Source organism: Streptococcus uberis (genome assembly GCF_900475595.1).
Taxonomy (GTDB): Bacteria; Bacillota; Bacilli; order Lactobacillales; family Streptococcaceae; genus Streptococcus; species Streptococcus uberis.
Genome location: NZ_LS483397.1, coordinates 1,556,216 through 1,569,826 on the forward strand (window position 1 = coordinate 1,556,216; position 13,611 = coordinate 1,569,826).

Annotated in this window: 16 protein-coding genes; 1 reads left to right on the forward strand and 15 read right to left on the reverse strand. The window is 35.8% G+C overall.

The window, feature by feature from the left end:
• Positions 1 to 4: 4 nt before the first annotated feature.
• The 11 genes from DQM95_RS07980 to DQM95_RS08030 form a co-directional block, all read right to left on the reverse strand.
• Positions 5 to 1,693, reverse strand: a complete 1,689-nt coding sequence (locus DQM95_RS07980; RefSeq protein ID WP_111685995.1) for a lactose-specific PTS transporter subunit EIIC — start codon at positions 1,691 to 1,693, stop codon at positions 5 to 7.
• Positions 1,694 to 1,708: 15 nt separating this feature from the next.
• Complete coding sequence (lacF, locus tag DQM95_RS07985; RefSeq protein ID WP_015911763.1) at positions 1,709 to 2,023, reverse strand: lactose-specific PTS transporter subunit IIA; 315 nt, start codon at positions 2,021 to 2,023, stop codon at positions 1,709 to 1,711.
• 10 nt (positions 2,024 to 2,033) lie between these two features.
• Positions 2,034 to 2,867, reverse strand: coding sequence for a PRD domain-containing protein (locus DQM95_RS07990; RefSeq protein ID WP_037593485.1), 834 nt, complete (start codon positions 2,865 to 2,867; stop codon positions 2,034 to 2,036).
• A 169-nt stretch (positions 2,868 to 3,036) separates the two neighbouring features.
• A complete protein-coding gene (locus DQM95_RS07995) occupies positions 3,037 to 3,933 on the reverse strand; it encodes an aldose 1-epimerase family protein (protein WP_015911765.1) in 897 nt (298 codons plus the stop codon).
• A 9-nt stretch (positions 3,934 to 3,942) separates the two neighbouring features.
• Positions 3,943 to 4,926, reverse strand: coding sequence for a tagatose-bisphosphate aldolase (gene lacD / locus DQM95_RS08000; RefSeq protein WP_046391556.1), 984 nt, complete (start codon positions 4,924 to 4,926; stop codon positions 3,943 to 3,945).
• 5 nt (positions 4,927 to 4,931) lie between these two features.
• Positions 4,932 to 5,867: a tagatose-6-phosphate kinase gene (locus tag DQM95_RS08005; protein ID WP_015911767.1), complete on the reverse strand. Its 936-nt coding sequence runs from the start codon at positions 5,865 to 5,867 to the stop codon at positions 4,932 to 4,934.
• 8 nt (positions 5,868 to 5,875) lie between these two features.
• Entirely contained in the window at positions 5,876 to 6,391 is a 516-nt protein-coding gene (gene lacB / locus DQM95_RS08010) for a galactose-6-phosphate isomerase subunit LacB (protein WP_015911768.1), read from the reverse strand.
• A gap of 17 nt (positions 6,392 to 6,408) precedes the next feature.
• The gene (gene lacA, locus DQM95_RS08015) at positions 6,409 to 6,834 is read right to left on the reverse strand and encodes a galactose-6-phosphate isomerase subunit LacA (protein WP_015911769.1); all 426 of its coding nucleotides are present in this window, start codon (positions 6,832 to 6,834) and stop codon (positions 6,409 to 6,411) included.
• 113 nt (positions 6,835 to 6,947) lie between these two features.
• Entirely contained in the window at positions 6,948 to 8,396 is a 1,449-nt protein-coding gene (locus DQM95_RS08020; RefSeq protein ID WP_037592784.1) for a PTS galactitol transporter subunit IIC, read from the reverse strand.
• A gap of 15 nt (positions 8,397 to 8,411) precedes the next feature.
• Positions 8,412 to 8,717 (reverse strand): PTS sugar transporter subunit IIB, encoded by a 306-nt coding sequence (locus DQM95_RS08025; protein WP_037592783.1) that lies wholly within the window; start codon positions 8,715 to 8,717, stop codon positions 8,412 to 8,414.
• Positions 8,710 to 9,183, reverse strand: coding sequence for a PTS sugar transporter subunit IIA (locus tag DQM95_RS08030; protein ID WP_015911772.1), 474 nt, complete (start codon positions 9,181 to 9,183; stop codon positions 8,710 to 8,712). Before DQM95_RS08030 ends, DQM95_RS08025 begins: the two co-directional genes overlap by 8 nt.
• A 216-nt stretch (positions 9,184 to 9,399) precedes the next feature.
• On the opposite strand from DQM95_RS08030, the gene DQM95_RS08035 reads away from it, so the two are divergent.
• Positions 9,400 to 10,167 carry a DeoR/GlpR family DNA-binding transcription regulator gene (locus tag DQM95_RS08035; RefSeq protein WP_015911773.1) on the forward strand — a complete coding sequence of 256 codons (768 nt, stop codon included), beginning with the start codon at positions 9,400 to 9,402 and terminating at the stop codon, positions 10,165 to 10,167.
• Between the two features lie 27 nt (positions 10,168 to 10,194).
• On the opposite strand, the gene DQM95_RS08040 is transcribed toward DQM95_RS08035, so the two are convergent.
• From DQM95_RS08040 to rbfA, 4 genes are all read right to left on the reverse strand, one after another.
• A complete protein-coding gene (locus DQM95_RS08040; protein WP_037592782.1) occupies positions 10,195 to 10,395 on the reverse strand; it encodes a heavy-metal-associated domain-containing protein in 201 nt (66 codons plus the stop codon).
• 12 nt (positions 10,396 to 10,407) lie between these two features.
• Complete coding sequence (locus DQM95_RS08045; RefSeq protein ID WP_037592780.1) at positions 10,408 to 12,639, reverse strand: heavy metal translocating P-type ATPase; 2,232 nt, start codon at positions 12,637 to 12,639, stop codon at positions 10,408 to 10,410.
• Positions 12,632 to 13,072 (reverse strand): CopY/TcrY family copper transport repressor, encoded by a 441-nt coding sequence (locus tag DQM95_RS08050; RefSeq protein ID WP_037592817.1) that lies wholly within the window; start codon positions 13,070 to 13,072, stop codon positions 12,632 to 12,634. The genes DQM95_RS08045 and DQM95_RS08050 overlap by 8 nt, the downstream gene beginning before the upstream one ends.
• 102 nt (positions 13,073 to 13,174) lie before the next feature.
• Positions 13,175 to 13,525: a 30S ribosome-binding factor RbfA gene (gene rbfA / locus DQM95_RS08055; protein WP_015911777.1), complete on the reverse strand. Its 351-nt coding sequence runs from the start codon at positions 13,523 to 13,525 to the stop codon at positions 13,175 to 13,177.
• Between the last annotated feature and the right edge of the window lie 86 nt (positions 13,526 to 13,611).

Here is a 13,611-nt window from a genome sequence, read left to right on the forward strand (position 1 = left end):
CACCTCATTCATTTACAAATTGTTTTAAAACATAATCTAAAGATCCTTTAGGGTCTCTTGTTAGATTGATGTATTCCATACCTTCTGTTTTTGTTAATTTAACACCTAGTTTATCTGTTTCTTTTTTGATATCTTGATAGTTTGATGCAACTTGAGGGGCTAAAATAACCAAATCAAAGTCTTTTAAAATATCTTGATGGGTTCCATAAGCTCCTGCAGTTGAGGTAATATCCACTTGAAACTCTTTTGCTGCTTTATTTAATGCATTTGATAACAAACCACTAGTTCCTCCTCCAGCACATAGAACTAGTACTTTTTTCGAAAGAGTAGGCAAGGTCTCTTGATTTGCTGCGCTCATTTCAGAATCTTTTTCTTTCGAATGTACTGGTTGGATGTCCACTTGGCCATCTACAATTAAATCATGTTTTTGATTTTCTTCTGCTAAGATTTGATTATCATAAACTTTGAAAAATGGATAGTACATAAGGACATCAAAGATAATGAGCACAATTGCTAAAAGAAAGGAAAGTCCTGCAAATCCAGTTCCTAATACTAATCCAAGTGGACCTGGCGTTGTCCATGGCAATACATAAGTAAAACTATTTATTCCAAGAAATTCAACAAAGAATTTAAAAATCCAGACATTAAAAATCGGAGTTAGGATAAATGGAACCATAAAGACAGGATTTAATACCAAAGGTGCTCCAAATAAGATGGGTTCATTAACGCCAAAGAAGGTTGGAACTGCTGCTGCTCTTCCTATTGCTTTATTTTGTTTGGACTTAGAGAGCCACATAAACATAAAAGGAACAACCAAGGTAGCACCTGTTCCTCCCATAGTCGCTACAAAGTATTGTAGGCCTGGTGTGATAAGGTGAGTTGCTTGTTGACCATCACCAATTAAAGCAATGTTTTTGTCAATATTTAATAACATAATGGCTGAAACTGCCGGTTCAACAATTGATGGACCGTGAATTCCAATAAACCAAAACATGGCCATTGCCCCATAAATAATAGCCAAACCAAGATAGCCATCAGCTGCTGTAAACAGGGGTTGAAACAAGGTAATAACGGTTGTTGCAAAATTTTGACCGCTTAATTGTCTTATCACTAAATCGATACCGTACATCACAAGTATTGAAGTCGATAAGGGGAATATATCTTTGAAAGTTTGTGCGATATTCGGTGGAACTTCAGCAGGCATTTTAATCGTAATATTCCGTTTAATAAAAAACTTGTAAATATTGACTGTGATAAATGCTGCAATAAAAGCTGCCAATAATCCAGAGGTACCTAGATGACTAGAAGAGAATCCTCCTTTAAGTGGATCAGAAGACAATAAGAGAAAACCTACAATAGCCGTAATTAATGTAGCAATATTATTGATTTGATTTGTCGCAGGTAAATCTCTATTAAAAGAGTCTGTCAAATTTTTTGCTGTTGTTCCAGCAACTAAAAGGCCTAATATTCCCATTGAATAAGAATAAGGCTTAACAATCATCGCTTCTATCTTGGGATCCCAATGAAATCCCCAAATGTTAGGAACAAAAGCGATTAACATAAAGATACTGGAAAAAATGATGATTGGCATTCCAGCTATAAAGCCATCTTTAATAGCTCTCAAATAAATATTACGAGAGACCTTTTCAAAAAAGGGTTTCATTTTTTCAATTTGATGAACTAATCCGTTCATAAGATTTCCTCCTGTTTACATATGATTTTGATAGAGATAAATGAAATGTGTCATTAAATCTTTTAATAGGACTGTTGTCATAAGATGGTCTTGTCCATGCATCATAATAAGACCCATTGCAATATCCTCTCCACTGGCTTCTTTAGCTAACATTTCTGTCTGTTTATTATGAGCTTCATTCAAAACTTTATTAGCTTCTTCAATCAAGCGATTGGCCTCACTAAAATCCTTTTCTTGAGCTTTTGTTAATGCTTCCAAGAGTTTTGAACGAGCTTCTCCTGCATATGCAACAATTTCAAAACCAAGCATGGTAACTGTTTCTTTGTCCATTTTATTCTCCTTAAAGTAATCTTTGAATGTGTAATACAATGTATAATTTTTCGCCTTCAAACAAGTCTTTATGTGTATGTTGAGCGATTAATTCATAAATGTTACTTCCAATCTGATAGGCTTTGGGGTACTCTTCTAAGATTTGTTTTTCTAAATTCAAAATAGAAGCGTTTGCTTTATTTTCGCGTTCTAATCCATGTAAAAAATAACTAAGGTGAATCATTAGTCGATCATAGTAATTGCTATTCAGATCACTCCTTAAAATCCCGTACTGCATTAAAACTGCTTTTATTTCTTGTAAAATAACGACTTCGTCAAAACTTTCCTTATCAGGTCTTGTTTTTTCTATACCTTTAGCATTGATAAAATGCAAGGCAATTCTTTGAACTTCATCTTCTGGAAATGTTACAGCTAATTTCTGATTGAACATGCTTAATGCCAATCGTCCCATTTCTGCTTCTAGTGGGTATTGGGCTAGTAATTCAGGTAAATTGCTGACCATATATCTATCCTCTTTTAACATGTTATATGAAGCAAATAAATGATCTGTTAAAGTCACATAGATGTAATTTTGTACGGGATAATGAAACTGTGCTACTAATTGGTCAATCACCTCAAATGTCACAGAAACAAAATCCAGTGGTACATCTTTTAATAACATCAATAAATTCTCTTTGGTTTCATTATTTTTAATCAGAAAAATTTTTTCAACTTTTTCTTCCCTGATTAAATCACCTTTTTTCTTTTGAAAGGTAATTCCTAATCCCATAATAACTGCTTCATTATTTTGTTTGTCTTTCACCAAAGCAGCGTTATTATTCAAGGAACGAATAAGCTTATACATGACTTCCTCCATTCTAAAAAAAAACAAAAGACCACAAATAAATTGAAATACCCCTTTCAATCTATTTGTGGTCTTGTCTAATTGATTTAGTTACAATCCACCATATGCTATTGTGATTAAATTATACAACAAAACCAAAATAATGTAAACCCTTTCAAACAAAAAATGTTTATTTAATGTTGATTTCGTAAGAATACATTTGCCTTTCCTGTGGTTTTAATAATTGTGTATTGACTTTATCTTGAAAACGATCACTTTCATTTTTAGAAGTAGAAACACCTAACCAAGGTTCTAGGGCAATAAATGGACCTTTATTAGCAGTTGACCATAAAACCAAGAAAGGAAAATCACGGAGATTTAATGTTAATCCTTTTTCATGGTTTCTCGAAAGCAAGCTAATACGCTTTGATGACAAACGATCCAGTAGCAAGGTATCATCTTTAAATAAGCCATAGTCTAAAGCTAGTTGTCTTGAATTTTCCAAAAATGGTTGGCGACTATCTAAATCAACTAAACCAGAATCAGCAAAAACCTGAGCGCTACTGCAATTTTCGATTTCTGAAAACTCTAAATAATAGTCTTCATAGGACTCATTTTCAAAAAGAGGGCAGTTAAAAGCTGGATGTGCACCAATCGTAAATGGCATTGAAAAGTCTGACTCAAGGTTTTTTACCCGATAGGTGACCGTAATAGTCTTACCCTTTAAGTAATAATCTACACTTAGAGAAAAACGATAAGGAAAAGAGCTTAACATTTTGTCACTACTGTCCAAATAATAGGTCACTTGATTATCTGAGACTTTTTTTCCCTTAAAATATTCTTTCCGCACAATACCATGTCTTGGCATGGTTCCTTTTTCTAGCCCAAGCCGATTGTCATCATAGAGTGTTTGATTGTTTCTTAAACTGCCACATATTGGAAAGAGAACTGGAGCTTGTCCACTCCAGTAATCCGGATTTCCTTGCCAAAGATATTCTAAACCATCTTTATCCTGGATGGATGACAGTTCCCCGCCTAAATCTTTAAAGCTCAGCCTTAAAAACTCATTTTCAAGCGTTAAAGCCATCTTCTACTCCTATTCTTTTACCTTATCATGCCAAGAACTAGCTGTTCTTTCAATGACTTTATTAAGGCCATCAATATTATTAAAGCCTTCTGTGCGTAACCACTGACGAGCAGCTTCTTGTCCTTGACCAATGTAAACTGGAACGGAACCTGCCCATGTCGCACGGCCACAGAGGACACCATTGAACTTAGCACCTGATTCTGCCGCAAAGACTAAGGTTTCTTGGAAAAGCTCCGCTGAAACACCGGCACTAAGGTAAATATATGGGAGGTGACTGGCAGCTTCTTGCTCTTTAAAGGCCTGCGCAGCTTCTTCCCTTGTGAAAACAGCTTCCCCTTCCGCGAATCCTTCTACATAATTCATGTTTACAGGTACTTCTACTTTTAGGACATCAATGCCGAATCGCTCATCTGAGAAAACTTTCATGGCTTCGTTAACTTTATGGGCTTTAACTTTTGCGAATTCAAGACTGCCGTTATCCGCAATCTTTTCATCATATGTTAAAATTTCTAGGAAAAATGGGATATCTTCTGCCTGACATTCTGATCCGATGCGCTCAATATAGGCTTTTTTCTGATTATTGATAGCTTGGTCTCCATCAACATCATAGTAAAGTAAGAATTTAACGGCGTCTGCACCTGCTTCTTTGAGGCGTTTTGCTGACCATTCCACTAAACAGTCCGGAAGTCGTGATGTCGTTGTGGCATCATAACCTGTTTTTTCGTATGCTAAAAGGAGACCGGCTTGCTCATCTTTGACTTTAACAGCTGGTAAACCATACTCTGGATCTAGCAAAATTGATGAAGCATAGGGTGTTAATTCTTCTGAAACCATAACTTTCAATTCTTCAATCTGCTCTACTGTTGGCTCTGTACTTTGGTGAGCAGCCATCATGCGTTTTAAAGCCCCTCGTTGATCAAAAGCAAGAGCTGAAATAATACCATTATGGCTTAGTTTTTCTAAATAGTCTCGTTTTTGTTTTGTCATTGTCATCAATCTTATACCTCTTCTACTCTCAATTGTTCAAATAAATCATTGTAATTCGCCATGTTGACATGTCCTGTCATTGCTTCTTGAGCATTTAACATCCCTAAAACATTTGCCTTTTTAAGTAATGTTTCTGGTTGATCTGCAACTTGTAAAGCCCATGCAATTCCTGCTACGGTAGAGTCTCCGGAACCTACTGGATTTGCAACAGTAATCTTCGGAATTGTCACTTTATAAAAAGTATCCAGATGCTTTGCAAAAGCACCATTTGCACCTAAAGAAACAATAATCCATTCAATTCCTTCGAAAATTGGCGATTTTAAAAGCTCTTTTAAGTGTTCCAAATCACCTTCTTTAATATTGCTACCAAGAATTTGCTCCAATTCTTCTTTGTTAGGCTTTATGACCGTTGGTTTAGCTTTGCCTTTTAAGACTTCAATCAAGGCTTGCCCAGAACAATCGAGAACAACTTTTTTATCGTATGCTTTTGCAGTGGCAATGAGTTTACTATAATAGTTTTGCTCTAAACCTCTTGGTAAACTACCTGAAATAGTGACTACATCAAATTGCTTAATAATAAGATTAAGGTGGTTAGTGAAGGCATCTGCTTCATCAATATCAACATAAGGACCATTTTCTAAGATTTCAGTTTGCATACCTTGATGGAGGATAGCAATGCAATTACGTGTTTCCCCTTTGATGGTTAGAAACTGATTAGCAATACCGGATTCGGTCAATTGATGACTTAAATAGTCGCCTAATTGCCCACCAATTAATCCAGTTGCCACAACTTCTTGACCTGCCTCATGTAAAACACGGGTCACATTTAAGCCTTTGCCACCAGCTGTTTTTTTAGGTAGAGCAACACGATTGACAGTATTCAAGTTAAAATCTTCTAATGGATAGGAAATGTCAACAGAAGGGTTTAAGGTAATGGTTAAAATCATGTTAACTCCTAGTCGTGATATTCGCCTCTGTCCCATTTTTCAAGAAACTCATTGAAAAAGTTAGGATTGGTTTGATCTGTATTTTGACTATCCAAGGCTGAAATTTTTTCTATCAACACCTTGTTTTCTGGACTTTCTTTATAGTCAGCCTTGATGAAAGCTTCAATAATGTCACACATTAAAAGTTCACCTGTGACTTTTCCCCCAAAACCAATAACGTTAGCATTTAACTCTTCTTTGGCATAAAGAGCAGAAGTCATATCACGTACGAGCGCAGAACGAATTCCTGCAACCTTATTAACCGCATTATTAATCCCTACACCTGTTCCACAAATACATACACCTAAGTCGGCATCCCCATTAGCAACAGCTTCACCAACTCGTTTTCCAAAAATGGGGTAATGGGTTCTTGTATGATCGTAAGTCCCAAAATCTAAAACTTCATAACCTTTCGATTTCAAAAAATCTGAAACAGCCATTTTTTCGTTCGTAACAATATGATCACATCCAATTGCAATTCTCATCTCTAATCTCCTTTTCCTTAAGCCATTTTATTAAGCATGTCAACACGAATTTGATGACGTCCACCATCATATTTACCTGTTACAAAACCTTTAGCAATATTCTTCGCTAATAGAGGTCCCACAATTTCTGATCCCATAGTTATCATGCGAGCATTATTATGGCCACGCGTCATATATGCTGAACGTTCATCTGATACCTCTGCAGCTACCATCCCTTTGAGTTTTGTTGCTACCATAAAAGGACCTGCTCCATAAGCATCTATCATAATTCCGAGGTTGTCTTCGTTTTCCATAACCGCTTTGGCAACCGCTAAGGTATTATCAACAAAATCTCTTTCATTATTTGAAACATCCTGAATGGAATACCCTTCATTTGTTAAGTATTCTTTTATCACTTCTTTCAAGTCAAATCCATTTTTATCGGAACCTAATATTATAGTCATGTCATTCTCCTTTTTTGTTTACAATTGTTTTTATTGTGTTTGTTTTTGTTTGGTAAAAACTAAAGTTATACACCAATAGTTTCAACTATCGGTGTATGTCTTCAATTGTCAAATTAGTTCTTTTCTGCTAGATAGAGTTCGTTACGTTTTTTCATTTGTTTTGCATACCAAGCAAATAAGCCAAGGTAAATCACCATAAAAATGAGTAAGGTAAAGATTGCACTTAATTGACCTGTTGTCGCTTGTCCAATCATATAACCAAATATTTTTTCCATTGGACCTTCTAATGTTGAATGGGTGATTAATGAGCCTGCTGGAGCTCCTGCTGGAAAGGCTCCAACTTTCTTAGCCAATTCAGTGGCAAATGGAGCAATCATTGTTCCAGAAAGTAAGAAGAGTGGTAAAAGAAGAGAACCAAAAATAATCATACGAATGAGACGTCCTCGTGTTACCACTAAGAGGGCAGGAGTCATTCCCATTGCAATTATTCCTGCAAGTGGCAAGATGCCGTTACCTACTTTTGATAAGATTAGAGCTTCCACAAGCATAATAGGAGCTAAGATATTAGCACAGGCCCAGATTTCAGCTCGACCAGCAATGAAAGGCCAATCTAATCCAATATTGAAACGGCGTCCTCCCATTTTGGCATTTGCAAAGTTGGTAATCCCTTGTGATAAAGGTTCAACGGCTGCAATAAACCAAGAGCCAATTAAGGAGAAGAGTTCAAGACAGGCACCTGCAGTGAATCCTAATTCAAACCAATGTTTGATTGACTCAATCTTAAAATGTGGGTCTCCCATAATCCCTATAACAAATCCTAAAATCATACCAATAAAGAATTTTGATCCCCAAAAACCAATTTTTTTATTGAGTTTCGCAGCATCAAAGTCATATTTATCTAGACCTGGGAAAACCTTGTCAAAAAGTTTATCAAGAACCATAATGACTGGGTTCATCATATAGTTCATATGAGTTGAGGTCATTGGAGAAGTAGGACCAGCGCCCAATAAGTCATCAAAAGTAGGTTTCATCAAATCAGAATTAATGATTTTTAGAACACCAACTAAGACTACGGCAAAGGTTGCAATGATAACCGATAAAATAATCGGTAAGTGATTACGGTTAGCATACCAGATGATAAGTAAACCAGTAATTGATAAATGCCAAATATCAAAAATATCAACATCTAACGTATCTGTTTTATTCATAATTATCATGAGGATATTGACTACCAACATAACGAGTAAGAAATAAAGTGTGTATGGTGATCCCCAGGTAATAGTAGCTAAAGGTGCCCAACCTACGTCAATAATATTTAAACTGATACCAGTATTTTTTACAAAGGCTTGTAACGATTCAGAGAAGGCTCCTGTTAAGATACCAATGATAGCTCCGATACCTGTTAAAGCAATGGCTAATTTGATACCGCCTTCCAAGGCTTTCGTAAATTTAACACCAAATGCCATGGCTAAGGCAGTCATAACAACAAGCATGACAACACCTGAGCCCATGCTTATGAGTGGATTGAATAGATGATTAACAATATCTAAAAAAGATTGCATATCTGTCTCCTCTTATTATTTTAATTGATTCTCATTAATAACGCGTTCAAGTTCTGCATAGACGGGCTCACTCATGACAGGAATACGGTAAAGAATTGGACCTGCTTCTACTGTTGGAATTGGCATGTCAAATCCTAAATCTGTTTTAGCAATTGGTGTAAAGATATCATATTTTGAAACCATTTCTTCTGTGATATCTTTGACCATTACTGCGTCACAATGAACATCATAGCCTCGTTCAGACATTTGAGTTTCAATGGCATCTTTAATTTGGTGACTTGAATTCACACCTGCTCCACATGCTGCTAAAATTTTAATCATAATTTAGTACTCCTTTTTCTATTAAATATTGGTTGATTTGATTTTCATTTCCTTCAAAACTTGCCAGTTTTTCTAGATTGCCTTTGGTCATAAAAAATGTGATAAGATTTGATAAGATATCAGTTTGGCCATCATTTCTATTATTAATAATAAAGAAGAAATCTTGAACATGACAGTCCTCTTCTGGATTAATCATGTGTTTAAAGGTAATAGCTTTATCATTTCTAACATAAACAACACGCTCAACAAGACAATAACTTGTTTCTGTATGTGGGATTGCAGCATATAAGACATCACTGCCATCTTTATAATCAATTTTTAAACCAGTTGGAAAATCCTTTTCTCTGTCCATTAAGGCTTTACGATAGTCTTCTGTGACATATTTCTTTGTTAATAACTGATTTGCAACTGCTTCGAATAAATCAGATTGAGAATCTACTTTTGTAAAAAGTATATCTGAAGTCATTTTATTCCTCACTTTCTCATTGTGTTCTTACACAAACTGTATTTTTGTTTAAACATGTTTAGTAATCGTTTGCAAAATCATTATAGTATAGTTTCAAACATAAATCAACACTTATTTTGAATTTTATTGTTATTTTTTGTTTATTTTTGTTATTTATTGAATTATTGCTTTTTTTGTGCTATTATAAAAAAAAAGTGACGAAAGGAGGAGAACAGCATGTTAAAGAGAGAACGATTACTCAAGATTATTGATAAAGTGAACACGAATGGCATTATTACTGTTAATGAAATCATGCAACATTTGAAAGTTTCCGATATGACTGCCCGTAGGGATTTGGATGAACTGGAAAAAGCTGGAAAACTTGTCAGAATTCACGGCGGCGCTCAAAGTATTTCTTCTCCCATCAAAAAATTAGAAAAATCCAATACCGAAAAATTAAACGTGCAAACGAAAGAGAAAAAAGAGATTGCTAGCTTTGCTGCTACTCTTATTAATGACGGCGAGACTATCTTTATCGGTCCAGGAACAACCTTAGAATTTTTTGCTGAGCAACTCATCGATAAAACCATTCGTATTGTTACCAATAGCCTTCCTGTCTTCGATATTCTCAAAAATAGTGACAGCATTGATTTGATTTTAATTGGTGGAGAATATCGTAATATCACGGGTGCTTTTGTTGGTAGTTTAACCAACCAAACCATTTCAACACTAAAATTCTCAAAAGCATTCATTGGCTGTAATGGCATTTACCAAAATGACATCGCAACCTATAATGAATCTGAAGGGCAAATCCAGAGAATTGCTTTAAATAACGCCATAGAGAAAATACTGTTAGTTGACAATCAAAAATTCAATGCCTATGATTTCTCAGTCTTCTATCAACTAGATCAAATTGATAAAACCATTACTGATTCCCGTATCCAGCCAGAAGTCTTTAATGATTATAAAGAACGGACTCAATTAATCATAGCAAACCAAAAATAAAGCCATTCTCAAGAGAGAATGACTTTTTTATTTTTTTCTGATCTTAAATTTGGTTCCTTTTAAAGCTCTGCTTAATGCAAAAGGAAAAGGGTTGCCTGTTATGAGAGCTTCTTGCTTGTTAAGATCTACAAGAACCTTTTCTACCCCTCTAACGGCTGAAAGTTTTTCCGTTACTGTTTTGACACAACCGTCACATTTCATTCCCGTGACCTGATAAGCTTTTTCCATAAGTGTTCTCCTTTATAATTTTAGTGTTTTTAATCTTAAGGCATTGAGGACGACTGAAACTGAGCTCAAACTCATAGCCATACCTGCTAACATTGGATTTAATAAGGGACCACCAAACAAATGAAGGATACCCATTGCCACAGGAATCATTAAAATGTTGTAAATAAAGGCCCAAAATAGATTTTCTTTAACAATTTTTATCGTCTTTTGACTAAGAGAGATGGCCTTAAGTAAATCTTTGACTTGTGATTTCATCAAGATGATATCTGCTGATTCCAAAGCTATATCTGTTCCTGATCCAATGGCAATACCAATATCTGCAGATGCCAAGGCAGGAGCATCATTAATACCATCACCTACCATAACTACTTGCTTGCCTTCTCTTTGCAATGCTTTAACAAGCTTCTCTTTTTGGTCTGGAAAAACTTGGCTATAAAACTTATCTATACCCGCTTCTTGGGCAATGGAAGCAGCTGTTTCATGGTTATCACCTGTTAGGAGTATGGTTTTTACTCCCTTTTCTTTTAAGGCAGTGACTGTTTCCTTGCTATCAGCTTTGATTTGGTCAGCAATATAGAGTTGCCCTTTGAATACCTTGTCTTTTGCAATATAAACGATTGTTGAGGCTTGATTACCTTTCTTTTCTTCTGACAAGTGACTGCTAGGTAGTGATATTCCCTCTTCTTCCATGAAAGCTTGGTTCCCAACCAGAAGCCATTGATGATTCACTCGTCCTTTGATACCTCTGCCGGTACAACTTGTAAAGTCTTTGACCTCCACTTCATCAACATCTTCTGCCTCAGCTTTGGCAACAATAGCTTTCGCCAAAGGATGTTCCGACAATTTTTCTAAGGCGATGACTTCTTTTAACAAGTCAGGATCTTTGGGATCCACGAAGTGGGAATCAATAACCCTTGGTTTTCCTTCTGTAATGGTTCCTGTTTTATCGAAAACAACGGTGTCCATATGATGGAGGCTTTCCAGATATTCTCCACCTTTAAAGAGGATACCGTTCTGAGCTGCGCGACCAGAACCAACCATTATGGCTGTTGGCGTTGCCAAACCAAGCGCACAAGGGCAGGCTATTACCAGAACTGCTATGGCAGTTGTTAAAGAAAAGGTTAAACTTTCATGCATGATGAAAAACCAAAATAAGGCCGTTAGAAGGGCTATTGCCATAACAATTGGGACAAAGATACCGGACACTTTATCAGCAATATGTGCAATAGGGGCTTTGCTTCCTTGCGCTTCTTCTACTAAACGAATGATTTGCGCTAGAAAACTATCTTCTTCTGTTTTGGTCACTTCAATGCTTAGATTACCCTGTCCATTAATGGTTCCCGTGTAAACGAGACTATTTATCCCTTTTTCTTTAGGAATACTTTCTCCTGTTAACATAGCTTCATCCACATAAGAACTCCCATTAACAACTTTACCATCAACAGGAATCTTTTCACCAGGTTTGACCATTACCCAATCACCAATCTGGACACTTTCAATAGGAATTAAGCTAGTACCAGTAGATGTGATTTTTCGGACTTCATTTGTTTTTAGGGATAAAAGCTTTTGGATGGCTTCAGAAGTTTGATTTTTGGACTTACTTTCAAAAAAATGACCTAGAGTAATCAATGTAAGGATAACGACAACTGATTCATAGTATAACTGATGGATGTAGTGGTTATGACCCAGAATGATGTGATAAGTAGCAAAAAGACTATAGCCAAATGCAAAACTTGTTGCTAAAGCAACAAGACTATCCATATTAGGATGACCTTTAAGAAGTGCTTTAAAACCATTTAGGTAATAACCTCTACTAATATAAATAACCGGTAGGCTTAAGAAAAGTTGCAAGAGAGCAAACCTTATCGGTTCAGATTCTGGTGATAAACCTAATGGTAGCCAAAACCCTAGCATTGAGCCCATCGCTAGATAAAGAAGGGGGATTGAAAAAAGGCTTGATAAAATAAACTGATGCCAGTAACGGTTGACATGTTGACGCTGACGATCAGTTAGGTTATTTGTTGCATTTGGTTGATAGACTGAAGCTTTATAGCCGGCATTGGCAACAACCTCTTCAATCATTTGAGCTGTCACTTCTCCTTCTGGATAAGTAACTGTTAATTTTTCTGTTGTTAAATTGACAACTGCTGTTTCAACATTTGGAAGTTCTTTCACAGCATTTTCAACAGTTAGTGCACAGGAAGCACAAGTCATACCATCAATAAGGTAAATATCTTTAGACATTTGAGTGTCCCCCTTTCATACACTGGCATTGTCCGGGTATACAGTTACAAGGAATAGCAGCTACTGTTTCTTTCTTTTTTTCCAACAAGAGTGCTTGCCAGGCATCACTATCTGCATCTGTCATAGGTAATTTTTTGATCAACTCTCTCAATAATGACTGGTGTTGACGCTGACAAATTTGATTTAAATTGGTTTCCAGCATTTTGAGATGATAATCCTTTTGATTAACCGATGACTGATAGACATAGGCTCGACCTTCTCTTCTGCTTGTTACCAAATTCTTGTCAACTAAGCGTCCTAATAAAGTTTTTATCGTAGAAGGCGACCATGACCATTTTTGTTGCAAAATTTCTATAATGTCACTACTTTTAACTTCTTCTCCAGTCCAGATAACACGCATGACTTCCAATTCTGAACTTGTCATTTCCATTATGACCACCTCTTTTGTTTACATTTGTAAATATATTATAACTGATATATCTACAATTGTAAATATATAAATTAAAAAAATTGACCTAAAAATTAGGTCAATTTTTTATGACTTCTTATCTAAAGCACGAAGAAGTTGGTCAATTTTATTACCATAGGCAATGGAATTATCTTTCTCAAATATCAAATCAGGAATTTTATACATGGTAAGGTTTTTCCCTAATTCTCGTTTGATAGTTCCGGTAGCTTTTTCAAGTCCTAGTTGCGCTTTTTGATTATCAGAAGCTAAATCACTCATTACTGTGTAATATACTTTTGCTGCAGATAAATCACCCAACATTTGCACTTCTGTGATGGTAACACCCTCTACGCGTGGATCACGAACTTTTTTTTGCAAAATAGCATTTACTTCGCGTTTTATTTCCATTCCCACTCGATCAATACGATGATTTGCCATAGTAAGACTCCTTTCTGAAATATCTTGGAGTAACTCGGAAGTTCTCAATATAGCAACTTCCCTTTTACATAGAGAGACTTAGGTCT